Source organism: Streptomyces reniochalinae (assembly GCF_003323735.1).
Classification (GTDB): Bacteria; Actinomycetota; Actinomycetes; order Streptomycetales; family Streptomycetaceae; genus Streptomyces; species Streptomyces reniochalinae.
In genome coordinates this window covers 69,293-94,904 of the sequence record NZ_QOIM01000021.1, presented here as the reverse complement: position 1 = coordinate 94,904, position 25,612 = coordinate 69,293, and the positions used below count along the sequence as shown (strand labels likewise).

Here is a 25,612-nt window from a genome sequence, read left to right as displayed (position 1 = left end):
CGCAACGGCGAGAATCGTACCCATCCGGCTCCGGGATTTGCAAGCAAGTAGGGCCAGGAATGCTTCAAGCGGATTCAACACGTCCACAACAGCGGTTATAGGAGGCCGATATTCCGCGATCATGCGGATCGTGGCGCAGGGTTTCGGCCATTCGTATTGATCGAATACTCCGCCGTGGTGGCCGAATATCGGCATCGCCATTCTCGCGATTTCATGATCTCGCAGTGAGGCGAAAGCGTGCGCCGCTGGTCATGAGCCTCGACCGCCCAACGCGGCATCGGCATACGGACGGCTGGTACTCGTGCCGAGCGCCAGCCGTCCGTGCCGTCCCTGCTGCCGTCCCTGCCGTCGCGAGAGAGTGCCCTACGGGGGGCCGGGGCGCGCCTCCTCGTCCGCCGTGCCGGCTGTGTCCGCCGCCTCGGAGGCCGAGGGCTTGGCAGCGCCCGCCGGGCCCTGGGGCTGCTTGGGCAGGGCCGGGGCGCGCCGGCTCGGCAGGCAGAGCTGCGCCGAGATCAGCCCGGCGACGCCCACGGTCGCCCACAGTGCCCACTCGTTGAAGGCGTAGACCGCGCCGCCCACGAGCGGGCCGACGCCGGTGCCGAACGTGAAGGCGGCGCCGTACAGCCCCTGGTAGCGGCCGACCATGTGGGGCGGGGACATTCCGCCGAGGTGGGCGTTGGCCACGGACGAATACATCATCTCACCGAGCGACCAGAGCACCACGGTGGCGCACAGCAGGACCATGTTCGTGGCGAAGCCGGTCAGCGCGAGGCCGATACCGGTGAACAGGTTGCCCACCGCCAGGACGTACACGGCCCTGCGCTTCACGACGAGGCCGGCGACGGGCAGCTCGAAAAGCAGCACGAGCGCGCCGTTGAGACCGATCAGCAGCCCGAGGTCGGACGCCGTCAGCCCGCTGGAGGTGACGTGCAGCGGCAGGCCGACCGTCGACTGGATGTAGACGAACTCGGCGATCACCGTCATGACCAGGAACCGGCGCAGTCTGCGGTCCGCGAGCGCCTGCCGGTAGCTCACTCCCTCCACCGGCGCGGCTGATCCGGCACTCTCCTCCCGGCCCTCGCCGGATCCGGCGGGCGGCACGTCGCGAAGGAGCAGCAGCCCGAGCACGCCGAAGAGCAGGCAGGCGGCGGCGTTGCCGAGGAACAGCTCCGTGTACGAGTTGGTCGCCAGCCAGCCGCCGACGAAGCCGCCGACGGCGGCACCGATGTTCATGGCGAACCGGAAGACCGCGAAGGCGGCCACCCGCTGTTGGTTGGTCGTCACGGCGTCCACCAGCAGGGCGGAGGCCGCCGGCCGGTAGATCTGCGACGCCACCCCCACGAGGCCGACCACCACGATGTTCAACAACAGCGTGCTCAGCGCCGGGACGAGGGCCGTCAGCACAGCGGAGGTGAGGCCCGAGAGCACGATGGTCCAGCGTCTGCCGAGCCTGTCGGCGAGGTATCCGCCGACGGCGTTGCCGAGCACGTTGCCCACCCCGGCGGCGCCGAGCACCAGCCCGGCGAGGCCCGGCGAGTAGCCCTGGCTGCTGGTCAGGTACAGGACGATGAAGACCGGCAGGAAGTTGCCGCATCGGTTGACGAGGATGCCGAGGCTGACGATCCACACCCGCGCCGGCAGCTCGCGCAGGGTGTGGTGGAACGGCGGGTCCTCGCCCTCCGGCTGCTCGGTGGCCGCGGTGCTCACGTGACCGGCTCCACATGGATCCGCACCGCCGCGAGCAGCCGCTCGCAGTGGGCGATCGCCTCCTCGGCGGTCCCGCCTTTGGCGATGACGTGACCGGCCCGGCTGTCGCTCCAAGAGAGCGGCGGAATCTCGTCCCCGGGCCGGACCGAGACGACCAGGTCGTACAGCGCGGGGTCGTCGGCCACTTCCTCGACGCCGGTCACTTCCGTCACCCGCCCCGGCGGCGGAGTGAGGAAGCGGATCGCCGAGCCCGCCACCGGGGCCGGGGAGCGGCGGAGCGGCTCGAGCAGGCCGAAGGGGGCGGCGAGCGCGTAGCGGTCCATGTCGATGCCGTAGGCGATCTCGGTCAGGTCGCTGATCCGGTCGCCTCCTACGCGGTTGTGCGACTCGATGATCGCCGGGCCCCGGCAGGTCAGCTTGACCTCGGTATGCGCAGGGCCGTGGCGCAGCCCCACCACGTCGAGGAACTCCACGACCAGCTCCTCCACCTCGCGCAGCAGCGGCTCCGGGTGACGGCTCGGCTGGGAGTGGCCGGTCTCGATGAAACCCGCCTCGGTGCTGACCTTGTCGGTCGTTGCGACGAGGACGTGACGCCCCTCGAAGCTCAGCGTCTCGACGCTGAGCTCGGGTCCTTCCAGGTACTCCTCCATCAGGAACCGGTCGAGATCCCCGGCCAGGTCCTTCGCGTCGAGCTGCTTGCCCAGAGCGTGGAAGCGCTCCACGACCGGCGCCACGTCCGACTCGTCGCGCACCGCGAAGACGCCGATGCTGCCGGCCTCGTCGATCGGCTTCACCACCACCGGCAGCCCGTTGGCCGCCACGAACGCCCGCAGATCCTCCTCGGTCCTGCCCACCTCGGCGGCGACCGGGCTGACGCCCCTGGCGTTGAGATGCCGGCGCATGCGCGACTTGTCCAGCAGCATCTCCACCGTCTCCAGCGAGTTCCCGCCGAGCCCGAGTTCGTTGTCGATCTTCGCTGCGGGCAGGAGTCCGAGTTCCCACAGCGAGATGACCGCCTGGAACGGAAAGCTCTGGTGCAGCGACCGCACCATCGGCAGGACGCGTTCGGTGTCGGCGTAGTCGACGAGCAGCGCCTGGTCGACATACGGCCAGTGGGCCCGGTCGTACTCGTCCGGGTTCTGGATGTACACCACGCTCAGCCCGAGCTCGTGCGCTTTCTGGGTAATCTTGGGCTTCCCCCCGACCACGGCGATTGTCGGTCGCCCGTCGGCCGGGCCCTGTTCTGCGGTCGGAGGTCCGGCAGGCTTGCAGTCAGGTAACACGTAGAACCCCTCTCACAATGCGGTGATGGTGCGGGGACGACAGCCGGGGGTGTCAGTGCAGGGGTGAGAGCCGAAGGTGATCACGGGGCCCAGGACAATGTCCGGGGAATCGTGGCGCCACCGCGATAACCGCCCTGTGGAATATGAGATTCCAGGTGTGCTGTGTGCCCACTGTCGACCGGGCACTTCACGGCCCCCCACACACACCGAATCCCCTCCCCGACTACGAATGTACTCCGACGCGGGTCGAGCGGGTAGGGCCAATCACCCGGGGGGTAGGGTATGAAAAAGGCCCCCGTGAAGCCATCAGGCGGGGCCCGCGAGAATCGATTGACGCCTTCCGGAAGGAAACCGTCAACCTTTCCGGTGTGCTTCCCGACGGCCTCTGACGACGTCCGGCCGCCATGAGGCAACGCGGACCGGCGTGGTGCCCGCCCCGCCCGCCACAAAGAGCCAGCGCGGAAGCCCCCATCGCGCCCCGCGAAGGTCTGGCGGGTCATGGCCCACGGAAGGACCGCTCAAGGTTGCTTGAGCAAACAACCCCGGGCTCCCCGATCCCCCAGGGACGGCGTTGGTACGGCGCGACCCCTCGGGTCTGTTACTCTTTTCCGGCGACGTCACCCCTGGTGGGAAGCGCCCGTGAAGCCGGGGAAAGCCGGTTGGGAGCACTCGTCGCACTGTGCGAGACTGGAACTCGCACGAACGCTTGGTCCTGTGGAGCAGTTTGGAGTGCTCGCCACCCTGTCAAGGTGGAGGCCGCGGGTTCAAATCCCGTCAGGACCGCTGTCTTCGGGCTGCACGTCGGCCTGAAGGCTCCCACCGGGGCTGCGCCCCCGGACCCTTGGCTGGGTAGCTCAGTTGGTACGAGCGTCCGCCTGAAAAGCGGAAGGTCGCCGGTTCGACCCCGGCCCCAGCCACCGCGGCCCTACCAGGGCAAAGACCCCCTCCGAGGTCCTTCGGAGGGGGTCTTTTCATGAACGCTTACGCCCACCGGTACGCCAACGGCGTCAGGACAGCGCCTCCCCGAGCTTGCCCAGGGCCTTCCGCTGTTCGTCCAGCGAGGCGTGGGCGTAGATCTTCATGGTCACACCGATGTCGCTGTGCCCGACGATCTGCCGGACGATGTGCGGCGGCACCCCCAGGTCGAGCAGCAGCGTGACGGCGGAGTACCGCAGGTCGTGGAAGCGGGTGTGCAGCCCGAGCCGCTCCCGGAGCGGGTGCCAGCTCCGGCGCAGGTTGTCCGGCTCCAGCGGCGTCCCGATGCGGGAGGCGAAGACCAGCTCGCGTTCCTTCCACTCCATGCGCCGCTTCCCGCTCCTGCGCCTGGCGCTCCCGGTGCGCTGTGAGCGCGGCCACAACGGCGGGCGGGAGCGGGACGGTGCGCACCGACGCGAGGGTCTTGGGCCGGACCAACGCCAGCTCGCCGCTCACCCGCTGAAGAGACCGCTCCACGGTGAGGGTCCGCCGGTCGAAGTCGATCGCGTCCCAGCGCAACCCGAGCAACTCCCCGCGGCGCATACCCATGACGAGCGCGAGCACGTACAGCGCGTGCAGCCGGTCGTCAGCGGACTCGCAGCAGCAGCCGGGCTGCGGCCACGCTGAGTCCCTTCCCGGTGTCGTACGCCGGGGTCGGGATCTGCACGAGGGTGGCGATGTTCCGCACGATCAGCTCCTCACGGACCGCGTTCTGGAGGGCGTTGCGCAGTACGGCGTGGATCGACTGGACCATGCGGCGGGACAGCACCGTTTGGCAGCACGCTTCCACCGCGCAGCACTGCGGCTCGCGACGCTGCCTGTCCCAACCGTGCTTGCAGCACTGGCACTCGGACGCGACGCGGCCGAGCCAGGTGCGAACCTCGGCTGTGCGAAGAGTGCGGATCTTCTTGCGCCCCAGGCCGGGCATGAGGTGGACGCGCACTACGCTCTCGTACCCCTGGTACGTCTTCGGACGACGGTTGACCTTGACGACCTTGGCCAGCCAGTACGCCAGGTACTCGTCCAGCTTCGTGTTCGTGTCGGGAACGGGCATGCCCTGGTTCTCCTGTGCCTGGAGCTGGGTGACCTTCTCGCGGACTTCGTCGCGCGTCTTGCCGTAGACGAAGACGCGCTTGCGGATGCCCAAGGTGGTCGTGACGTAGGCGCGGCCCTCGTACGTCCCGTTCGGACGCCGGGTGATGCTGCCGTCGCCGTTGGCGCGCTTCGCCATCAGGCGGCCTCCTCGATCTGGTTCTGGATGAAGGTGTGGAGCGCGTCGGCCAGCACGCGGCGGGACCGGCCGACGTGAAGCTCTTGAGCTGCTTGGTGCGGATCAGGTCGTAGACCTTGAAGCGGCTGAGGCGCAGGGCCCTCATGACCTCGGGAACGGTCAGGGCCTCGTGGGATGTGGGCAGGGTGAAGCTCATCGGGATGCCTCCTGGGCGTCGATGGCTCGGGCCTTCCGCAGAAGTCCGCTACATCCGCTACGTCAGCTATCGCGCAGGTCAGAGCCTGTTTCGCGTAGCAGAAGTGCGATGCAGCGGACCGGTGCCGCTACGCGGCGGGTGAGGGCGTAGCGGATTCGTCGGGTGTGTAGCGGATGGGCTGCTCCTCATCCGCTACCGGCGCGACCACGCTGAGCTGCTGCGTAGCGGATGTAGCGGACTTCTCAGGGGGCGGTAGGCAGTAGCGTGCACCTTCTCTCCAGTTGTCGAAGGAACGGGGAGACAGACCGGCCGCGATGTCTTGGCGAGAGGGCGGCCAGTCCGGTACGGAGAACGGTGGTCAGGCGAGGTGCGCCCCAGCCGCGTTCAGGAACTCGTCGTGCAGGGTCAGCGCCCTACGCCGCGCGGCCTGGAGGGCATCCGGGCTCTCCGCGAAGCGCAGGACGTACGTGGCTCCCGTGGCGTCCAGCGCGGCCCCGCGCACGGCCCCGTCAGAGATCAGCAACCGCAACCGAACGGCCGGGTCGGTGATCTCGCTGCGGGTGCGATGCGACTCGTCGCGCAGCTCGCGCATGCGCTCGTCGGCCTCGCGGGTCAACACGGCGTCCCCGGGCCATGTACATGGCCCGGCGATGGTCGCTGAGCGCGACGGCGAGCGCGGTGACCGCGTTGAGCCGGTCACGACGGAGCTGTTCGGATCGGGCGTCGGCGCGGTCGGTACGGGCCGCACGGTGCTGAAGGAGTCCGGAGACCAGCGCGCCGGCCAGGGTGCCGAGAACAGCGAGAAGGCTCGCCCACATGACAGTGTCTCCTGTCTGCTCAGCGCCCGCTCTTGGCCCGGGCGTTGTCCTCGCTGCGCTTGGTCGCCTCCGCGGCCTTCCGCGCCAGTTCGGCACGTTCGCCCTCTGTCAGACTGGTGATCACAGGTGACCTCCTACGTAGGTGCCTGTACGCGCCGTCCGGAGCTGCAACTCCGGACGGCGCACTTCGTGTTGACCCCTCGTCCGAGGAGCCACAGCCCCTGACACCGCTAAGCGGTGCCGGGGACTGTGTGCGCTCGGTACAGGGCGTCTCCTTCGGGAACACGGGCTCCCGTTTCAGGCATATGGAGACGTGGCCTTTCGGCCTAAGCCCTCCGGACTGCCAAGGGGTCCGGGTCCCTCGCCCCCGCGTCTGCGCACGGGGCCTCATGACCCCCCGAAGGGGCCCTCAAGGAGCTCCGTGAAGCTCCCTAGGGGTATTGAGACAGAGTTCCCTAGGGATGCCAACGAGGTCGGCACGACAGAGCTTTGAGCAGCAAAAAAGGGAGCCCACCGAGTGGTGGACTCCCTTGAGTGCGGCGGGACTTGCTAGCTGTCGAGGTGGTACCGCATGACGTACACCCCGGCGTTCAGCAGCATCTGGTTGACCTCGACAGGCCGGCCGTCAGCCGTGAAGGCGGTGCGGCAGATGTCGACCACGGGCGTACCCGCAGACACGGCGAGGAGGGTCGACTCCTCCTGGCTCGGCATGCGGGCCCGCAGCTCCTCCGTGAAGTGGACCGGCTCCAGCCCGAGATCCGCGAGCCGCCGGTAGATGCCGCCCTCGCCGGGGTCCGGCTGGGCGATGGGCGAGTCTCGCACATGCTTGGCGGGGAGATAGGAGATGGCCTGCTGAACGGGCTCACCCTCTACGACGTAGCGACGGCTCCGGACGATGACCAACTCGTCCTCGTTCAGCTCCAGCAGCCGGGCGATGTGCCGCGGGGCCCCGGACTCGTAGACCTCAAGGTCGGTCACGGTGAACTCCCGGTCACCCAGGTCGGCACCCCAGATGGACTTGCCGGCGCCCCAGCCCTCCTTGGCCAGCCGCTTGTTCGCCACGCGCGGGATCGGGCGGAACTCCCGTACGTACGTCCCGCTCCCCCGACGACGCACGGCCAGCCCCTCGTCCACGAGCAGCGTCAGCGCACGCCGGGCCGTCTCCTTGGCCACGCCGTAGTCCCTGACGAGCGCCGGTTCGCCGGGCAGGCGGTCACCCGGCATCAGGTCGTCGGAGATGCGCGCTCGCAGATCGTCGGCGATCTGCCTAGCCGTCTCTGCCATCGAAGATCCTCACTTCCCTAGGGTGGCACCCTCCAACAGTGACATAGACGGAACGGGAGTGGCGCACTCGGCCGCTGTGGAACCTTGCTGCTAACACCCGCGAGTGGCCGCGGCCCGCGGGGCAGGAAAGTAATCCTGCAATATCGCCCTGCGCGTGAGCGGTGCCCCAAGTGCACCGCCGCTCGACGTGATGGAAGGCGGTTACGAACGCATTCTCGGTTAGGTGATGTTTCGGCCCAGCTTCGCATGGGAAACCGCTGGCTCCCCTACGGGGAAAGGGGGATTCTTTTTAACGTTAGCCCGAATCCGTACGCCACATCCAGGAAATGATCAAGCCCGGAACCTAAGTCCCGGACTCAACAATTTTGCCTCGAAATAGAGGGATTACCCTGTCCAGGTTTTCCATTTCTCGCCGCTCAAGGAATAGATCCTCACCCATAGGATATCTGGCCGTCACTGTTCGAAAAATCCCTGGAGTCACCCTAGCTTCTTTAGCCAACGAGATTTCATCGATCCCTACACCCGAAAGAATTTCCACCGCCTTTGGGTATAGTGACGGTTGCTCCACGGCAGGCATCTCACCCGGCTCTCGGCGACGCCACCCCTTCGAGGACAAATAAGCAATTGCATTGCGATATGTTACGTCACTCATCACACTCAACGCCCTGGACCGGTACAACAGAGCCTGAAGGCTTACGCCGTAGCTTTCCTTCAGTCCCGCGAGAATTCTCCAGTCTGCCTTGCTGGGCAAAAGATCGCGCAACTCTTCTTCTGGAAGCAGGAGTTCGGCGGCAAATCGATGAGCCTGATTCTCGATCACCTTGCTTCCTGGTTCGGCATCCACATGCATTACGAGGTGGCCGATTTCATGGGCAACATCGAAACGCTGTCGGTAGTAATCCTCCTTGGCAGGATTCAAAACCACCGTTGGCCTATAACCGTTGTCAAAGGAATAGGCGTCCACCGCAGCGGTTTGCGTGGGGCTGAACACCACTACAACGCCGTGATTTTCTGCCAGCCTTACCAGGTGTCCGACCGGACCAGTGTCGATTTCCCAGTGCTTACGAAGGAGATTCGCCGCCTCTTCAGGGAGAGTACTAGACTCGTCTTCCACATCGACGCTTAGCCGAGGAAGGTTGGGTTCGGGGAACTCGACATGCCGTTCAAGAGCCGCGCCAACATCCCCGGAGATCACACCATAAGCAAAAGCTTGATCTCGCGCCAATTGCGTAGTCGAACGCAATGACCGAAAGTGAGGTACCGAATCCCTAGCTGTCGACTGATGAGGACCGGGGAGAAAAAAGCCCGGATCCACGCCAAGCGTCAAACACAGCTGAGCAACCGTTGCAGGAGCCGGGCGTTTCGTGTTGTTTTCGTACGCCGCGACAGCGGTTGGGCTTTTATTGATCTTCACCGCGAGGGCGTTCTTCCTCAGACCAACCAACTGCCGCGCAAGCGTCAAACGTTGTCCATCGAAAAGGCGAGAGGCGTCACCAACCTGCACATCTGTGCGGCGTGAGGAATTCATGACCATCCACTCGTTTCATTACTTGTCGTTCTCTCCCGACGCCTGGTGCTCTCCGCCTCCTTCCGACGATTGGCGACGAAGGCGGACGGGCGCGTCCTGGATGCTCGGCAATCCGGGTCGAGGGCCAGGCGAAGCGGGAATCGGTTCCATAGCGGGAGTTCCCAGACTGGTAGCAAGTAGATCATGCTTCCAGTACCAGGCATCGCCACCCCCACGGTTCAAACGAGAGCGCCCCAAGTAGAGTTCTCTGATGTTCAGCTCTCGTTCAATACTGTGGGCGATGATGAGCGTTGTGGCGTTGGGTTCTTCCTCCTCTTCTCTCAGCGCCTGAATGGCGGCAACGAGAGAATCGGGGTCGTTGTCGAACAGGGTGGGCTGAGGGTCCAGCCATCCCACAGGCTTTCCCTGAGACGCAACGCGCTGCTTGGTGGAACTCTTCTGTGGCCACGGGATGCGGTTGCTCTCTCCGTAGACGAACGAGGTGAGCAGAAAACGCCAATCCCCACACCTCCATCCCGGCGACTGGTTGAGGTCAGACCAGACGACCACACCCGGAGTGATGAGCGGCATCTTGCGGTGCTCGCCAGGAGCCAGCCCGGCTGCCACGAGGTCCAGGCCTGCGGATGCGGATTCCGGCGAATCCACACGGTGCCGGCCCGTGGAAAACGCTCGGTGCAGTCGGTCGACGAAGAGCCTGTGGGCAGTGGAGCCCACCCAGCCCTGATCATGCCCCGTGTCGGGGTCGTAGTCCTCCATGGTGCGTCGATAGGCCGACGCATTGGCCCATGCCAGGGCCGCGAGAACACCACTGGACTCAAGGTCCTCAAGCGCATCCTGCTGTTCGCTCATGCCACATGACTATACCCCATCCCAGTAAGCAATGCGTGAAAATAAACCAGGCGCAGGCACTGACGCACCCAAGTGGACCGAACATATGAGCTATTCCGAATTCGAACCTACCTCCTCGCCGGCTGACCTACCAGTACCTCGCCCCCGCTCGCGCTGACGCTCTGCCGGCGGACGGGCCTAGCCAAGGCTTCGGGGGACCCGTTGTCGCTTCTGGCACGCCTGGCGCCGAGCGTGGAGTGAGACTCGATGGGCACGATGCCCGTCATGGGAATGGATGACGATCGCGAGGCAGCGCAACGCCTCGCAAAACAGACCCCCGAGTTAGGGCGTGCCTACAAGCGCGAACCGTTGCGCAAGATGCTGCGTCGCCTCAGTGGAGGGCGCCTCGGTCAGAGCCGGGGCTGGCCTGATGCACCGCAGTTGAACACGCCTTGGCAAGACACGATTTCGCCTACCCGCCACGGGTGGCGGGAACGTGCCGCGAACCTGCACGGTGAGAACGTGTTCGGCGTCGATTACCAGGTATGCCGCCGGTGCAGAGTCGCCTGGGTTGAAGAACCACATACCGACCCGGAGTATCAGGGCTGCGGTCTCGCGAGAGCTGGGCTGGCCGCGCTGCGAGCCGAGTATCCCGACGTGTCGTGGCACACGCTCGGTGGTCACCTCAGCGACTCTGTCGCCTTCTGGAAAGCGGTGGCCGTCGGAGTGCCTGGAGGGTACGAGCAGCGCGACTTGTGCACACACGGCACTCAGTACTGAGGTAGGGGTGAAGTACGCCAACCCGTACGCCAACACCAGTGCACACCCCCGCACAGCACCCACCCCCAGCGGCCCGCCCCCAGCACCCCCACCCACCCCACCCCCGGCCTGAAAAGCGGAAGGTCGCCGGTTCGACCCCGGCCCCAGCCACCGCGGCCCTGAACAGGGCGAAAGGGCCCCGTCGAAGACCTTCGACGGGGCCCTTTCCCGTGTCGGTCACGAGGGCGGTGTGCCGGTTGCCGTCGCCGCGTTGCGGGCCGCGAGTGCGGCGAACGCTTCGGTGAGTTGCGGTGGGCCGACGACCGTGACGGCGGCGTCGAAGCGGTTGAGAGAGGCGGCCAGAGCGATCCAGGACCACGATCCGGCGGTGTAGCGGCATCGGTGGGGGCCGAGGTCGTCCACGAGGGCGTCGCCGGCGAACGGGAGGACGGCGCCCGCGGGCAGCTCCAGGATGACGGTGCCCATGCAGGGCCAGGCGTCGCCCCGGCCGGAGTCGGACCCTTTGAAGCGTGCCGAGACGTAGTCCTCGGCGCTGCCGCCCGGGATCTCCCGTGGCGCGAAGCGGGGCCCGGTCGGGGTGCGCGGGGAGATGCGGTCGGCGCGGAAGAGGCGCCAGTCGTCGTGCCCGAGGTCCCACGCCACCAGGTACCAGCGGCCGTGGGACGTCACCAGGTGGTGGGGTTCTACGCGACGCGGTGGCCCGGACCGGTCGCCGTCCGGCCGGTCGGAGGCGTAGTCGAAGCGGAGCACCTCGCGGGCGCGGACGGCGGCGGAGAGGGTGACGAGCACATCGGGGGAGACGGGGGCGGCGGGCCCGTCGCCGGGGCGGGGGACGGCGGTGAAGGCCAGCTGGTCGGCACGGTGACGCAGGCGGGCGGGCATGACCTGGCGGACGGTGGTCAGTGCCCGCAGGGCAGCGTCCTCGACACCCGCTCCGGTCACGGCGGCCGCTTGCAGAGCGACGGTGAGGGCGATCACCTGCTCGTCGTCGAACAGCAGAGGGGGCGCTTCCGTGCCGGCGTCGAGCCGGTAGCCGCCGCCCGGGCCCATGGTCGTCCGGATGCGGTAGCCCATCTCGCGCAGCCGGTCGATGTCCCGCCGCACCGTGCGGTGGCTGACGTCCAGCCGTTCGGCCAGCACGGTGCCCGGCCAGTCGCGCCTGGCTTGCAGCAGCGAGAGCAGACCGAGCAGCCGGGAAGTGGTGGTCGCCATTTTTCGACGGTAACCCGGGTCCAGGACAGGACCTGACCTCTACGGCTGCGAGGGTCTGCGGTGTCGGGGCAAGCCCGAACACCGTGTGCACAAGGAGTAGTTGTGAGCATCCAGACGACCCCCCACCTCAACTTCCGCGGCGAGGCCCGCGAGGCCCTGGAGTTCTACCGGAGCGTTTTCGGCGGAGAGGTCACCCTCGCCACGTACGGCGACCTCGGCATGGACAAGGACCTCCCGGGCGCTGACGGAGTGGTCTTCGGCCAGGTCGAGACCGCCGAGGGGTTCCGCGTCATGGCCTATGACATCCCCGGCCCCTTCAGCGGCCCGGCCGGCGAGCCGGGCTCGACCCGCCGGGAGAACGGCACCACGGTCACCACCCAGCCGTTCTTCGTCTCGGTGCGCGGGGAGACGTTCGAGGAGGTCGAGGCGTACTGGGAGAAGCTGTCCGCCGGCTCCTCGATCGTCGAGCCCCTGGCCGCCTCGGCCTGGAGCGCGGGCTTCGGCATGCTCACCGACCGCTTCGGCGTCACCTGGACCCTGGACGTCGCCGCCGCCCACCAGGCGCGGTAAGCCGCCTCACCGTCGTGGCGCGGGCCGGCGTCGGAGCCCGCGCCCGGGTCCCGGCCCGAGCCCGACTTCTGAGTCCGAGCCCGGGTCCTGTGCCCGGGGCCGGGGCCTGTGCCCCGGTCCTGGCCCGGGCCCGGGCCCGGGCGGCCTCCCGTCGCCGCCCGACGGGCGGGCCCCGTGCCAGGGCGCCCGCCCCGCGGAGCGCCGGCGCGCCGGCACCCGTGTCCGCAGCGAAGGAGAAGACCGTGCGCCACGTTCCCGACAGTGAGCGACGCGCGCGCCTGGCGATCCGGCACGCGCTCGCCCCGGAAACCCGGGCCCAGAGGCCCGAAGACGCCGCCCGCGCGGTGGTCGCCCTGCACGCCACCGACGCCCCCTCGGTCCACCTGTCCGCGTGGGCACGCACGGAGAGCACCACGCCCGCCGCCATCGACCGGGCGCTCTACGACGACCGCTCGCTCGTCAAACAGCTGGCGATGCGCCGCACCCTTTTCACCTTCCCCCGCGATCTGATCCCCGCCGTCATGTCCAGTGCCGCGGCGCGCACTGCTGCCATCGAGCGCACCCGGATGATCCGGGACGTCGAGCGCGCCGGCCTCGCCACCGACGGGGCGGCCTGGCTCGCGAAGGCACGGGACGACGTCGAAGCAGCGCTCGAGCGAAGCTTTGGAGCCCTGTCCGCGTCGCAGCTGCGCAAGGCAGTGGCACACATCGACACGGTCGTCCCCGGCACGTCCGGCGAGCAGTGGTCCGCGCCGCGCGTCCTCACCCTCCTGGGGGCTCAGGGCGTGATCGTGCGCGGCCCGTGCACGGGACGCTTCCCGACGGCACGTCCGCTGTGGACCCTGCCCTCTCGCTGGCTCGGGGGCCCCGTCCCCGCCATGGAGGCCGCTGACGGCTACCGCGAACTCGTCCGACGCTGGCTCCACGCCTTCGGCCCAGGAACCGAGGAGGACATCGTGTGGTGGCTGGGTGCCACCAAGAAGACCGTCCGCGCCGCCCTTGCCGAGCTCGGGGCCGTCGAAGTGTCGCTGGACGGCCCGGCCCCCGGGTGGCTGCTCCCCGACGACCTCGACGTCGTGCCCGCCCCCGGACCGTGGACCGCGCTTCTGCCGCCCCTGGACCCCACCGTCATGGGCTGGAAGCACCGCGGCTTCTACCTCGGCCCCCACCACCGGGCCCTCTTCGACGGGCGGGGCAACGCCGGGACGACCGCGTGGGCCGGTGGACGGGTCGTCGGCTGCTGGGTCCAGGACTCCGACGCGAGCGTGCGGGTGCACCTGCTCGAGCCGGTCTCCGGCGGACAGCGTGCCTCGCTGGACGCCCAGGCCGGCCTCCTCACCGCCTGGCTCGACGGTGCCCGCAGCCCCACCGGCTACCGGTCGCCGGCCATGCGCGGTCGTCCTGCCGCGGAGCGAAGCGCGGGCCAGGACGCGCCCGCGCCCGCACTGCCGCTCCCACCGCCCCGATCGTGAGCGCGCCCCGCGCCCCGCTGTCGACTCGGGGTCCGGCGGCACCGGCGAGCCCCCGCCGAGTCACCCCCGGCCCGCGAGTCGGAAGGTCGCTTGTCCAGCCGGTTCAGCCCGGGGCGGCGGCGTGGGCCGCGGTGCGGTCGCGGCCGCCGGGGTGGCGGTGGCGCCAAGTCCAGAAGACGGCGCAGGAGACCAGGGCCCAGACGGCGAGCACCAGGTACGGCTGGAGCAGCTGGTGGTCGGGGAAGTAGACGGCCGTGTGCTGGGCGTTCACGGAGGCGCCGGGCGGGAGCCAGCGGCCGATCTCGCCGAGCACGGAGGGCAGCAGCGGCCAGGAGACGGCACCGCCCGACGAGGGGTTGCCCAGCAGCACCATCACGCCCCAGGTGGGCAGCATGGCCCAGCGGCCGATGAGGGTGTTGAACATGGTGAAGACCATGCCGCTGGTGAACATCGTCAGGGCCAGGATCAGCCACGAGTGGACGAAGGGGAGCGCGAGCGCGCCGAGCCCCCAGTCGACGACGGCGGCGATGACGAAGCCGCCCAGGAGGGCGTAGGCGACGGTGTAGGCGATGCGTTCGGGAGGGTTGAGGCGGCGGGCGTGGACGCTGAGCTGGATGGCGCCGACGAAGCCGATGATCACGGCGGCCAGCGAGATGTAGAAGATCGCCAGGCCGCGCGGGTCGCCCTTGTTCAGCGGCTTGAGGTCACGCACCTGAACGGGGACGCCGATCTTCTTGCCGACCTTCGGCCCCGCCTGCTGGAACAGCTGTGCGACGGAGGCTCCCGACGCACTGGAGACGTCCAGCTCCACCCCCTCGGGCCGCTCCACCCGCATGACCGCGAACACCTTCTGCGCCTCGATGGCGTGGCGCGCGTTCTGCTGCGTACGGAAGTGCCGCAGCTCCAGCGAGGAGCCGAGCGCCTTCTCCATTCCGGCGGCGAACGCACTGCGGTCCTTCGCGCTTTCCGCTTTGCCGACGACGGCGACCGGCACATCGTGCGGAGTGGGGTTCGCCATCGCGTACGTGTACGAACCGGCGAAGAGGCCCGCGCCCGCGGCGAGGATCAGCACCAGGACGGTCGCCGGGAGGAACGGCGAGTCCTTGAAGTCCTGCCACAGGTCCCAGGGGCCGCGCCGGGTGCCGTGCCGGCCGTGGGCAGGGGACGGCGGTGTCGGGTCCGCGCGGTGCTCGGACCACTCGGGTTCCTCGCTCATACCTGTCAGACTATGCGGACATACGCCGCATAAGAGGCAGACAATCCGCGGCGACCCCCGCTCCGGCCGAGTCACGACGCCCGGACGACCCCCGCTCCGGCCGAGTTACGACGCCCGGACGACCGCCGCCCCGGCCGGATGCGACGCACCGGACGACCGCCGTCCGTCCCGGCCGGGTTCGACGCACCGAGGGACGAGCACCTGGGGGGCGGAGTCCGGGGTCAGGTGCCCGCGCGGGTGTCCGGGGTCACGTCCGCGTCGGCGGACGCGTCCGGAGGACCCACGCCGGGACCGGAACCGCACCCCGAAGCCGACCCCGAGCCTGGGCCAGAACCCGGCTCCGGGGCGGACCCCGAAGCCGGCCCCGGGGCGGACCCCGGCCCGGGCTTCGGATCCGGGGCTTGGGCCGGGGACCGGGCCGAAGCCGTGGTCGGGTCAGGGGCCGGGGTCCCGCGATCCCGGTTCTGTCGGCGTCCGCGCAGGACGCCGACGAGCGCGGCGGCGCACGCCCCCGCGGCCAGCACGGCGAGCAGCACCGCGTCCGGCACCGCGTCACCCACTCGCCGGGCCCAGTTCTCCGCCGCGAACGCGCCGTCCACGTCGGTCAGCCCGGGGAGCCCGGCCGCCCCGTCGAAGGCGAGGAAGAGGACGCCCAGCAGGATGAAGAAGAGGCCGGAGAGCAGCGAGGTGGTGTGCAGGCGGAACCGGCCGCCGAGGGCGATCTCCCGCCCGCGCAGCCACCGCCGCCGCCCCAACTCGAAGCGGTCCCACAGCAGCGCGAGGAGGAACAGGGGGACGGCCATGCCCAGCGCGTACACCGCCAGCAGCATCCCGCCGTAGACGGGGTTGCCGCTCACGGCGGCGACCGTCAGCACGCTGCCGAGGATCGGCCCGGCGCAGAATCCGGCCAGGCCGTAGACCGCGCCGAGGGCGTAGACGGACAGCGCGGTGGTGGGCCGGATGCGGCCCGAGGCTTCCGCGAGGCGGCGCGGGGCGAATCCGAGCCCCACGAGCTGGGCGACGCCGAGCGCGATGATCAGCCAGCCGCCCGTCGAGACCAGCAGGTCGCGGTGGCCGTAGAAGAGCCGTCCCGCGTACGAGCCCGCGGCGCCCAGTGGCACCAGCGTGGTGGCGAGGCCCAGGTAGAAGATGCCGGTGCGGGCGAGCAGCCTGCCCTTCGAGTCGATCGAGTAGGCGAAGAAAGCGGGCAGCAGCAGGGCGCTGCACGGGCTGAGCAGGGCGAGGAGGCCGCCGAGGAAGGCGGCCAGGTATCCGACGTCCATCAGTCCCGCTCCGCCTCCTTGCCCGCGCCGTCCTTCTTCGCCGCGGCCGCGGCGCGCTCGATGGCGTCGGTGAACACCTCGTCGGGCTGGGCGCCCGCGATGGGCTGTCCGTTGACGAGGAAGGCGGGGGTGGCGCTCGCGCCGAGCGAGTACGCCTCGGTGCGGTCCTTGTCGAGCAGCTTCTCGGCGGCCTCGCCGGCGCGGTCGCGGTCGAAGCGGTCGAGGTCCTCGACGCCCGCCTGCTCGGCGATCTCGTGCAGGTGCGCGTCGGTGAAGTCGTTCTTCTCGTTGCCCTTGTCGGCGTAGACGGCGTCGTAGAACTGCCAGAACCGGCCCTGCTCGCCCGCCGCGTAGCTCGCGAGGGCGGCCCGTTCGGAGCCCTTGCCGAAGACGGGGAAGTTGCGCCACTCGATGCGCAGCAGCCCCTTCTCGACGTACCTGTCCACCAGCTTCGGCTCGGTGTCGCGGGCGAACTTCCCGCAGAACGAGCAGCCGAAGTCGGCGTACTCGATCATCACGACGGGGGCGTCGGCGTCGCCGCGTGCGAAGGGGTCGTCGGCGTCCCGGCGCGCGAGCTTCATCAGTGCGGGGTCTCCGGCGGCCGTGTTGTCGGTCCTGCCTTTGTCGACGGCGGCGCTGCTCTTCTCGGAGCCGCCCCCGCCCGATCCCGCGGGTCCGTCGCCGGTCACGTACTGCGACAGCCACCCGGCCAGCAGCGCGGCGACGGCGACCAGGGCGCCGATGACGACGCCCTTGCGGGAACGGGCGGCGGAGGGGGCCGAAGAGCCCGAGGAGGAGGACTTGGCGGAGGGCTTGGGGGCGGGCTTGGACGGGGGCTTCGGGGAAGGCATACGGATCTCCTGGAGGGGAGGCTGAGGAAGGGGCGGAAGGGGGGCGCTCAGGCGGCGGGCGCGACCGGGCAGGCGGTCTCGCCCGCCAGCCGCCGTACCGTCGCCACGGCGAGCAGCGTCAACGACGCGAGGGCCAGCACCGGTTGCAGCGGCTGCCAGACGGTGAGCGCGCCGGAGGTCCCGAGCGCGAGCAGCACCAGCTTGTTGCAGACGGGGCAGCCGACGGCGAAGAAGCTCAGCGCCCCGCCGACCGTGCCGAGGCGGGTGGAGGACCGCCGGTCGGGGTCCTCCACAGCGGAGGACCCCGCTGTGGTGTTTGCGGAGGTCGAGGCCGTGGTGGGCCGGTCGTCGTCGTCCGCCGGGTCCGCCGCGCGGACGTACGTCGCCAGCAGCAGCCCCGCGAGCAGGGCGGTCAGCGCCAGCGTCGGCCAGGCCCACCACGGCGTGGCGACGGCGCGGCCGAACAGCGGGGTCGGGATGACGGCCGTGGGCACTCCCACGGCGAGCGCGGTCAGCGCGGCGGCGGCGGCCGCCACACCCCAGCGTCGCGCGGGCCAGGACGCGGCCGCGCGCAGAGCGAGCGGAACCATCGAAACGTCTCCTGTCGGTTACGCGGAGTGACACATGGAGTGGCACAGGGGCGCGTGCGGGCCGACGGAGCGCTCCTCGCGGAGGTGTCCGGGTACGGGCGCTCGGCGTCGGCCGGCGCCTCTACACGCGCAGGACGGAGAGTTCGACGGGGGTGGGAGGTGGTGCGGGAGCGGGACCGCGCACGGGGGGCCGCTCGTGCGCCGCCCCGATGGCGGCGTGCGACTCGGGGGTGGGGCAGACGGGGAGCGCGAGCGGAAGCGTCTGTTGCGCGGCCGCCGAGGGCGCGGCCGGAAGCCCGCCGCCCTCGCCCCGCGACTTGTGGCAGCGCGAGGAGCCCGCGTCGTCCGCGACGAGGTGCTCGTCGGGACCCGCGGCGCGGCGCGGGGGGTCGTGGTCGTAGGAGACCGGCCCGGAGCGCGGCGTCACAACGGAAGCGGAAGCCGGGGCCGAAGGCGGAGCCGGAACGGCGGATGCGGTCGAGCCCGGGATCGGGGTCGAGGGGGTCGAGGGGGTCGAGGACGACGCCGAAGCCGGCGTGGGCGCCGCACCGGTCGACGCGGAGGCGGGCCCGCACAGTCCGAGCAGCAGTCCGGCCATCAGCACGAGCAGTGGGCCGCCGAGCACGGCGGCGACCCGCCGCGCCCGTGCTGTCTGCCCGCCACCGCTCATGCCGCCACCCTAACGGTGCCGCTCCCCCGCGGGTCCGTACCGGCCCGGTGCGTCACCGGCGCGGTGCGTCACCGGCGCGGTGCGTCACCGGCGCGCGGCGCCTGCCGGGGCCCGCGCGCCGCTACCCGCCGTCCCCGCGCCCGTGCCGCGGGCAAACTGTTCGCCATACCGTCCCTGGGGGTGAGATCCTGGAGCACGGTATGTCGACTCCCACTCCCTCCCCGCACGAGCCGGCGGCACGGCAGCAGGCGGCACCGCAGCAGACGGCACGCCGGCCGGCGGCGTCGCGGCCAGCAGCACCGCAGCAGGCGGCGACGCCGGACGCGCTGACGGCTCGCCTCCCCGCTCTCATGCTCGGCGACCAGCACCGGCTGGCCCGCCGGCTGGCGGGTGCCCGGAAGATCCGCAAGGGGGAGGCCCGCGCGGCCGTCCTCGCGGAGATCTCCGCCGCGATGGACGCCTCCGAGCTGCGGGTGGCCGCCCGCCGCGAGGCGGTCCCGCGCATCACCTATCCCGAGCAGCTGCCGGTCAGCCAGAAGAAGGACGCGATCCTCGAGGCCGTCCGCGACCACCAGGTGGTGATCGTGGCGGGCGAGACGGGCTCGGGCAAGACGACGCAGATCCCGAAGATCTGCATGGAGCTGGGCCGCGGCATCCACGGGGTGATCGGTCATACGCAGCCGCGCCGGATCGCGGCGCGTACGGTCGCCGAGCGGGTGGCCGAGGAGCTGGGGTCGCAGCTGGGCGAGGCCGTCGGCTGGAAGGTGCGCTTCACCGACCAGGTGAGGGACCACACGCTGGTCAAGCTGATGACGGACGGCATCCTGCTGGCGGAGATCCAGCAGGACCGCGAGCTGCGCCAGTACGACACGATCATCATCGACGAGGCGCACGAGCGCTCGCTCAACATCGACTTCCTGCTGGGGTACCTGGCGCAGCTGCTGCCCAAGCGGCCCGATCTGAAGGTCGTCATCACGTCGGCGACGATCGATCCCGAGCGGTTTTCCCGGCACTTCGGGGACGCGCCGATCGTGGAGGTCAGCGGCCGTACGTATCCGGTGGAGGTGCGTTACCGGCCGCTTCTGGAGGAGGATTCCGAGGCCCCGGACCGCGACCAGGTCACCGCGATCTCGGACGCGGTGGACGAGCTGCACGCCGAGGGCCCTGGCGACATCCTGGTGTTCCTGTCGGGGGAGCGGGAGATCCGCGACACGGCGGACGCGCTGGAGAAGAAGTTCAGACGGGCCCAGGGCCATCAGCCGGGCCGCGCCGACGTGGAGATCCTGCCGCTGTACGCGCGGTTGTCGCACCAGGAGCAGCACCGGGTCTTCCAGACGCACTCCGGCCGCCGCGTGGTGCTGGCCACCAACGTGGCGGAGACGTCGCTGACGGTGCCCGGCATCAAGTACGTCATCGACCCGGGGACCGCCCGCATCTCGCGCTACAGCCACCGTACGAAGGTGCAGCGGCTGCCGATCGAGCCGGTCAGCCAGGCGAGCGCCAACCAGCGCAAGGGGCGTTCGGGCCGTACGTCCGAGGGCATCTGCATCCGGCTGTACTCGGAGGAGGACTTCGTCTCGCGGCCGGAGTTCACCGATCCGGAGATCCTGCGCACCAACCTGGCCTCGGTCATTCTCCAGATGACGGCCGCCGGGCTCGGGGACATCGAGAGGTTCCCCTTCATCGACCCTCCGGACCACCGCTCCATCAAGGCGGGCGTGCAGCTGCTGGAGGAGCTGGGCGCGCTGGAGGCCCGCCAGACGACGCAGCAGACACAGCAAGCGCAGCAGACACAGCAGTCGCAGGTGCGGAAGCTGACGTCGACGGGCCGCAGCCTCGCCCAGCTGCCCGTCGACCCGCGGCTGGCCCGCATGGTGCTGGAGGCCGACCGGAACGGCTGTGCGCACGAGGTCATGGTGATCGCGGCGGCGCTCTCCATCCAGGACCCGCGCGAACGCCCCGCCGACAAGCAGCAGCAGGCCGACCAGCAGCACGCCCGCTTCAAGGACGAGACGAGCGACTTCCTCGCGTATCTGAACCTGTGGCGCTATGTGCGGGAGCAGCAGCGGGAGCTGTCCTCGTCCGCCTTCCGCCGCCTTTGCAAGTCCGAGTTCCTCAACTACCTGCGCATACGCGAGTGGCAGGACATCTACAGTCAGCTGCGGCAGGTCGCGAGAACGATGAAGATCCGGCCGGCCGAGCCGGGCGGCCGCAGCGACTCGGGCGGCTCGGACGGCAGCGAGCCGTCGCCGGACGCCGTGCACCAGTCGCTGCTGGCCGGCCTGTTGTCGCACATCGGCCTCAAGGACACCGAGAAGAACGAATATCTGGGCGCACGCAGCGCCAAGTTCGCGGTCTTCCCCGGTTCCGCGCTGTTCAAGAAGCCGCCGCGCTGGGTGATGTCGGCCGAGCTGGTGGAGACGTCGCGGCTGTGGGCGCGGGTCAACGCGAGGATCGACCCCGAGTGGATCGAGCCGCTGGCCCAGCACCTGGTGAAGCGCACGTACAGCGAGCCGCACTGGGAGCAGAAGCAGGCGGCGGTGGTGGCCTACGAGCGGGTGACGCTGTACGGGGTGCCGGTCGTCGCACAGCGGAAGGTCAACTACGGCCGGATCGACCCGGAGACCTCGCGGGACCTGTTCTTGCGCAACGCGCTGGTGGAGGGCGACTGGCGCACCCACCACCAGTTCTTCCACGACAACCGCAAGCTGCTCGACGAGGTGGAGGAGCTGGAGCACCGGGCGCGGCGCCGGGGCATCCTCGTCGACGACGAGACGCTGTACGACTTCTACGACCAGCGTGTGCCCGAACACGTCGTCTCGGGCGCGCACTTCGACGCGTGGTGGAAGAAGAAGCGGCGCTCCGAGCCGGACCTGCTCAACTTCGAGAAGTCGATGCTCATCAGCGACCGCGCCGAGGAGATCTCCGCCTCCGACTACCCGGACGTGTGGCGGCAGGGCGGCCTGGCGCTCCCGGTGACGTACCAGTTCGAGCCGGGCGCGGACGCCGACGGTGTGACCGTCCACGTGCCGCTCCAGGTGCTCAACCAGGTCACCGCGGAGGGTTTCGACTGGCAGATCCCGGGGCTGCGCGAGGACCTGGTCACCGAGCTGATCCGGTCGCTGCCCAAGGCCGTCCGCCGCCACTACGTGCCCGCGCCGAACTTCGCCAAGGAGTTCCTGCGCCGGGCAGTGCCGGGGCAGGAGCCGCTCACGTACACGCTGGCGCGGGAGCTCAAGCGAATGGTCGGGGTGCCGGTCGCGGCCCAGGACTTCGACTGGTCGAAGGTCCCCGACCACCTGAAGATCACCTTCCGGGTGACGGACGAGCGGCGCCGCAAGCTGGCGGAGAGCAAGGACGTCGAACGGCTCCAGACCCAGCTCAGGGCGCAGACGCAGACAGCGATCTCCAAGGCGTTCGACTCCTCGGCGCGGGCGGCGCACAAGAAGGCCCGTAAGGCCGCTCAGGGCGCCGGGGGGACGCCGGAGGGCCCGGAGTCCGGCGCGGACGCGGCAGCCGCCGCACCGGCCCCCGCCTTCCAGCGCTCGGGGCTGACGAGTTGGACGGTCGGCAGCCTGCCGCGCACGTTCGAGACGCGGCGCGCGGGCCAGCCTGTCAAGGCGTATCCGGCGCTCGCGGACGAGGGCGCCTCGGTCGGGGTGCGGCTGTACGACACGGAGGCGGAGCAGCGGACCGCCATGTGGCGCGGCACCAGGCGCCTCATCCTGCTCAACCTCCCCTCCGATCCGGCGAAGTTCGCGCAGTCGAAGCTGGACAACCGGCAGAAGCTGGCGCTCTCCCGCTCCCCCCACGGCAGCGTGCAGGCCCTGTTCGAGGACTGTGTCGCGGCGACCGTCGACCAGCTGGTCGCCGGGCGCGGCGGCCCCGCCTGGGACGAGGAGTCCTTCCGCAAGCTGTTCGACGCCGTACGGGCCGACCTGGTCGACGCCACGCTGCGGACGGTCCGCCAGGTGCAGGAGGTGCTGGCGGCCTGGCACTCGTGCGAGGGGCGGCTGCGGGCGACGACCAGCCCGGTGCTGGCCGACTCGGTCGCCGACGTGCGCGGGCACCTCGCCGACCTGGTCAAACCCGGTTTCGTGACCGAGCACGGCGCCGGGCGGCTGCCGGATCTGATGCGCTACCTCGTCGCCGCCGACCGGCGCCTCCAGCAGCTTCCGCACCACGTCGAACGGGACCGCACCCGGATGGCCAAGGTGCACGAGATGCGGGACGAGTACCTGTGGCTGCTGGAGCAGTTCCCGCCGGGGCGCCCTGTGCCGCAGGCCGCGCGGGACATCCGCTGGATGCTCGAGGAGCTGCGCGTCAGCTACTTCGCCCACGCCCTCGGCACCGCCTATCCCGTCTCGGACAAGCGGATCGTGAAGGCGGTGGACGCCGCCGCTCCGTGAGCAGTTGTACGCAGTGAGTGAGTTCGCTTCGCGGCCCCGGCCTGCTGTAGAGTTCCATCTCGCGAGGTCCTGTGGAGCAGTTTGGAGTGCTCGCCACCCTGTCAAGGTGGAGGCCGCGGGTTCAAATCCCGTCAGGACCGCACTACTGGAGGGCCCGGGTAACGGTGGTTACCCGGGCCCTTTCTCATGCTCCGCGCCCCGCGCCCCGCCACCTCCTGCTCCGCGCCCGCCAGGAGGCCCGGTGGCGCCACCCGGTCAGGAGCCCGGGGGGCCATGGAATCGTCCGTAGCCGAACGAGTCATCCGTGTTGACGGCCACCTGCTCCGTGGGTACTCCTAGCCATGGAGGTGACGGTCATGACTGCGGGGTTCGGCGACGCGGTCCGGCGCGAGGCGCGCGCGCTCCTGCGGACACATCTGGCCGGTGCGCGGCGCCGGCGGCACGCGACCCGGCACTGCCCGCACTGCCACCGGCTGCTGCGCCTGGCGCTGACACCTCCGCGCACGGTCCACCGCGGTGGCAAGTGACGGCCCCCGCCCTCCTGTTGGCGCAATATCGCACCGGCACCGATCATCTCAAGACCCGCTCGATGTGGCGGGTGTCACTCAACTCGACCGTACTCGTCGGGAACATGAGGCACCCTCAGACGACCTCAATTTAATATGTGCAATTGCACCGTCTTCTCACCCGTGAGCGGTTCGCCGCCCCGGAAGCCCTCGCGGGCGGCCTCGCCGGCGCTCGCCCAGGTGGTCCCAAAACCGCTCAGCAGCGCGCATCAACCCCCAGCGGGAGCGCGTGCGGTGACACAAAAAAGATCGCGCTGGACCCGGCGGAGTCCAGCGCGATCGACGGCGAAGCGCTGTTGGGGCAGCGGCCTGGCCTGATGTGCCTGGTGGTGCTGATGGGCGCTGCTTCGGGGAGGGGGCCCCGAAAAATGCCCTTATTTGGTGCTGTCGCGCCTGGTCAGAAGCCTGATCAGGCCTCGCTGCGCTGCTGCGGGATACCCGCCAGCAGGGCGCGAACCTCCGCCTCGCGGTAGCGGCGGTGTCCTCCGAGCGTGCGGATGGACGTGAGCTTGCCCGCCTTTGCCCAGCGCGTGACCGTCTTGGGGTCCACGCGGAACATCGTGGCAACCTCAGCCGGGGTCAACAGCGGCTCGGCATCAGGGGTGCGAGCGGTCATGAGCGGCCTCCTCGGGAGAACCGAACCATCACGGTTCTTTCCTCTAAATTCTGCACCTTGACCCGCGTTGCCCGATATGGCGGACGCGAGCCGAGTCGGTTATAGGACGAACGGCTTGTCCTCGGCACTACAACTACACCATCTGTCCAGCCACGTCGGCCAAACCGATGGAATTGCCCTCTCAGGTGTTCAACCTCGGCGGAAGCCGATGGACCGTCCCATAGCGGACAGTCATCCCACCATGACATTCAGTCACAATGGGAGCAGGGGTCACCAGACCCACCAAGGAGCGCAATACCGATGTATCCACCCATAGTTGGGCGGAAGGAGTCCCGTGCGAACTCCTTGTCCTATTTTGACACGAGGGATAGCTCTGAGAGCAAGACCCGTTTAAGTGCAATCCATCACGCTTGAGGCAAAGACCCGGTTCGGGACGTAGGTCCCACTCCTCCCCGCCTGAGCGGGCCCCGGCCGGCGCCGGGAGAGCGCCCGCGGTGACAGCCCTCCCCCTGTACGGCGGGTGGGTGGTGCCTCAGTTCGCGTACTGGAGCTGCCGGACCGCCCTCCAGCGCTCCGTCAGCCGTTCGTACGCCGCGCTCGCCCGCTCGCCGTCGCCGGCGCGCAGTGCGGTCAGGCCCTCCGCGACGTCGGCGGCGGAGTGGTCTCCCGCGAGCTGCTCCTCGGGGATCGCGTGGGCCAGCCCGCCGTAGTCCAGTTCGACGAGGGACCGCGGATGGAACTCCTCCAGCCAGCGGCCCACGTCGATCAGTCCGTCGATGAGCGGCCCCTCCTCCAGCTCTTCGCGGAGCACCTTCAGGCCGCGGGCGAGGCGACGCCTCGCCTCCACCATGGGAGTGCGATAGCGGAGAACGAACTGCTGTCCGCTCTCCTGACCCGATTCCGGCTTCGCAAACTCCCTTTCTTCGTCGACGAAAAGAACGAACCACCGCACCGGCACGTGCCACAGCGCGGTGCGGATCCAGGGGCGGGCGTCCGGGTTGCCCTCCCGCCACTGTTCGTAGTCGGCCACGGCCTGCCGGCGCACGACCGGCGGCAGCGCCGCGTCCAGCACCGTCTGCGGCAGGTCGAGTTCGCGGTTGCCCGCGGCCTGGGTCAGGGCGCTGAGCGCCTGCCAGCCGCGCAGCCGGGTGCGCCAGGGGCACACACAGGTCACGCCGTCCACGTCCGTCACGAACGCCTCGGCGCTCTCCCGCACCGGCACCACGACGGGCGGCACCGGCACCAAGTCGGCCAGGGCGCGGCGGATTTCGTCCTGCGCGGTGGGAAAGCGCTCCTCCTTCGCATACGCGATCCAGTGCGAGCGCTCCGGCTCGGGAAAGGCTGCCAGCGGTTCATAGACCCGCAGGTACGCCGCGTACGGGACGATGACCGGGGCTTTCTCAGCCACGCACTGCCTCCAAGCTCTGGCGAACCGTCCGCCCCTGGTGAGCGGCCCGGATCCGTTGTGGGACGAACCTGGAAGACAGTTGACTACCCCGATCGTGCGACCGCAACGTGCCCGGGGCG

18 protein-coding genes, 3 tRNA genes and 3 pseudogenes are annotated in these 25,612 nt (G+C 69.7%); 8 read left to right on the top strand and 16 right to left on the bottom strand.

What is annotated here, in order from left to right; all coding sequences use genetic code 11:
- Window positions 1-363 precede the first annotated feature (363 nt).
- The gene (locus DQ392_RS03240) at window positions 364-1,707 is read right to left on the bottom strand and encodes an MFS transporter (RefSeq protein ID WP_114013928.1); all 1,344 of its coding nucleotides are present in this window, start codon (window positions 1,705-1,707) and stop codon (window positions 364-366) included.
- Window positions 1,704-2,915: an ATP-grasp domain-containing protein gene (locus DQ392_RS03235; RefSeq protein WP_281272948.1), complete on the bottom strand. Its 1,212-nt coding sequence runs from the start codon at window positions 2,913-2,915 to the stop codon at window positions 1,704-1,706. Before DQ392_RS03235 ends, DQ392_RS03240 begins: the two co-directional genes overlap by 4 nt.
- A 783-nt stretch (window positions 2,916-3,698) precedes the next feature.
- Between DQ392_RS03235 and DQ392_RS03230 the strand changes: the two genes are divergently transcribed.
- Together DQ392_RS03230 and DQ392_RS03225 are read left to right on the top strand one after the other, a co-directional pair.
- Window positions 3,699-3,773, top strand: a tRNA-Asp gene (locus tag DQ392_RS03230).
- A gap of 60 nt (window positions 3,774-3,833) precedes the next feature.
- Window positions 3,834-3,907 (top strand) — tRNA-Phe (locus DQ392_RS03225).
- A 90-nt stretch (window positions 3,908-3,997) separates the two neighbouring features.
- Here the strand turns inward: DQ392_RS03225 and DQ392_RS36370 are convergent.
- The 6 genes and pseudogenes from DQ392_RS36370 to DQ392_RS03195 form a co-directional block, all read right to left on the bottom strand.
- A pseudogene (locus DQ392_RS36370) lies at window positions 3,998-5,196 on the bottom strand (site-specific integrase).
- A pseudogene (locus DQ392_RS34995) lies at window positions 5,196-5,392 on the bottom strand (helix-turn-helix domain-containing protein). Before DQ392_RS34995 ends, DQ392_RS36370 begins: the two co-directional pseudogenes overlap by 1 nt.
- A gap of 358 nt (window positions 5,393-5,750) precedes the next feature.
- Entirely contained in the window at window positions 5,751-6,008 is a 258-nt protein-coding gene (locus DQ392_RS35955; RefSeq protein WP_342774902.1) for a hypothetical protein, read from the bottom strand.
- Between the two features lie 751 nt (window positions 6,009-6,759).
- Entirely contained in the window at window positions 6,760-7,494 is a 735-nt protein-coding gene (locus tag DQ392_RS03205; protein ID WP_114013926.1) for a GntR family transcriptional regulator, read from the bottom strand.
- A 343-nt stretch (window positions 7,495-7,837) separates the two neighbouring features.
- Complete coding sequence (locus DQ392_RS03200) at window positions 7,838-9,028, bottom strand: helix-turn-helix domain-containing protein (protein WP_245981127.1); 1,191 nt, start codon at window positions 9,026-9,028, stop codon at window positions 7,838-7,840.
- 12 nt (window positions 9,029-9,040) lie between these two features.
- Window positions 9,041-9,871 (bottom strand): hypothetical protein, encoded by an 831-nt coding sequence (locus DQ392_RS03195; RefSeq protein ID WP_114013925.1) that lies wholly within the window; start codon window positions 9,869-9,871, stop codon window positions 9,041-9,043.
- A gap of 264 nt (window positions 9,872-10,135) precedes the next feature.
- Here DQ392_RS03195 and DQ392_RS34750 point away from each other — a divergent pair, with 264 nt between their 5' ends.
- Entirely contained in the window at window positions 10,136-10,630 is a 495-nt protein-coding gene (locus DQ392_RS34750; protein ID WP_220182586.1) for a hypothetical protein, read from the top strand.
- A gap of 216 nt (window positions 10,631-10,846) precedes the next feature.
- Here the strand turns inward: DQ392_RS34750 and DQ392_RS03185 are convergent, their stop codons facing one another.
- The gene (locus DQ392_RS03185; protein ID WP_114013923.1) at window positions 10,847-11,842 is read right to left on the bottom strand and encodes a helix-turn-helix transcriptional regulator; all 996 of its coding nucleotides are present in this window, start codon (window positions 11,840-11,842) and stop codon (window positions 10,847-10,849) included.
- Window positions 11,843-11,944: 102 nt separating this feature from the next.
- On the opposite strand from DQ392_RS03185, the gene DQ392_RS03180 reads away from it, so the two are divergent.
- Together DQ392_RS03180 and DQ392_RS03175 are read left to right on the top strand one after the other, a co-directional pair.
- Window positions 11,945-12,412 (top strand): VOC family protein, encoded by a 468-nt coding sequence (locus DQ392_RS03180; RefSeq protein ID WP_114013922.1) that lies wholly within the window; start codon window positions 11,945-11,947, stop codon window positions 12,410-12,412.
- Window positions 12,413-12,654: 242 nt separating this feature from the next.
- Window positions 12,655-13,884: a winged helix DNA-binding domain-containing protein gene (locus tag DQ392_RS03175; RefSeq protein WP_114013993.1), complete on the top strand. Its 1,230-nt coding sequence runs from the start codon at window positions 12,655-12,657 to the stop codon at window positions 13,882-13,884.
- Between the two features lie 103 nt (window positions 13,885-13,987).
- Here DQ392_RS03175 and DQ392_RS03170 read toward each other — a convergent pair whose 3' ends face one another.
- The 5 genes and pseudogenes from DQ392_RS03170 to DQ392_RS03150 form a co-directional block, all read right to left on the bottom strand.
- A complete protein-coding gene (locus tag DQ392_RS03170) occupies window positions 13,988-15,100 on the bottom strand; it encodes an ABC transporter permease (protein ID WP_114013921.1) in 1,113 nt (370 codons plus the stop codon).
- 458 nt (window positions 15,101-15,558) lie between these two features.
- Window positions 15,559-16,383 (bottom strand): annotated as a pseudogene (locus tag DQ392_RS03165) (cytochrome c biogenesis CcdA family protein); the annotation flags it as partial.
- A complete protein-coding gene (locus DQ392_RS03160) occupies window positions 16,383-17,234 on the bottom strand; it encodes a DsbA family protein (protein ID WP_114013920.1) in 852 nt (283 codons plus the stop codon). The gene DQ392_RS03160 and the pseudogene DQ392_RS03165, both read right to left, overlap by 1 nt.
- A gap of 47 nt (window positions 17,235-17,281) precedes the next feature.
- Window positions 17,282-17,824 (bottom strand): hypothetical protein, encoded by a 543-nt coding sequence (locus DQ392_RS03155; RefSeq protein ID WP_114013919.1) that lies wholly within the window; start codon window positions 17,822-17,824, stop codon window positions 17,282-17,284.
- Between the two features lie 121 nt (window positions 17,825-17,945).
- Window positions 17,946-18,494 carry a hypothetical protein gene (locus DQ392_RS03150; RefSeq protein ID WP_114013918.1) on the bottom strand — a complete coding sequence of 183 codons (549 nt, stop codon included), beginning with the start codon at window positions 18,492-18,494 and terminating at the stop codon, window positions 17,946-17,948.
- A 350-nt stretch (window positions 18,495-18,844) separates the two neighbouring features.
- On the opposite strand from DQ392_RS03150, the gene hrpA reads away from it, so the two are divergent.
- The 3 genes from hrpA to DQ392_RS34270 all read left to right on the top strand — a co-directional run bounded on the left by hrpA (window position 18,845) and on the right by DQ392_RS34270 (window position 23,430).
- Window positions 18,845-22,903: an ATP-dependent RNA helicase HrpA gene (hrpA, locus tag DQ392_RS03145; protein WP_245981157.1), complete on the top strand. Its 4,059-nt coding sequence runs from the start codon at window positions 18,845-18,847 to the stop codon at window positions 22,901-22,903.
- Between the two features lie 65 nt (window positions 22,904-22,968).
- Window positions 22,969-23,043: transfer RNA gene (locus tag DQ392_RS03140), tRNA-Asp, on the top strand.
- Between the two features lie 216 nt (window positions 23,044-23,259).
- Entirely contained in the window at window positions 23,260-23,430 is a 171-nt protein-coding gene (locus DQ392_RS34270) for a DUF6274 family protein (protein ID WP_181856246.1), read from the top strand.
- Between the two features lie 448 nt (window positions 23,431-23,878).
- Here the strand turns inward: DQ392_RS34270 and bldC are convergent, their stop codons facing one another.
- Window positions 23,879-24,085, bottom strand: a complete 207-nt coding sequence (gene bldC, locus DQ392_RS03130) for a developmental transcriptional regulator BldC (protein ID WP_003949541.1) — start codon at window positions 24,083-24,085, stop codon at window positions 23,879-23,881.
- A 532-nt stretch (window positions 24,086-24,617) separates the two neighbouring features.
- Complete coding sequence (locus DQ392_RS03125; RefSeq protein ID WP_114013916.1) at window positions 24,618-25,493, bottom strand: DUF8083 family protein; 876 nt, start codon at window positions 25,491-25,493, stop codon at window positions 24,618-24,620.
- Window positions 25,494-25,612 lie beyond the last annotated feature (119 nt).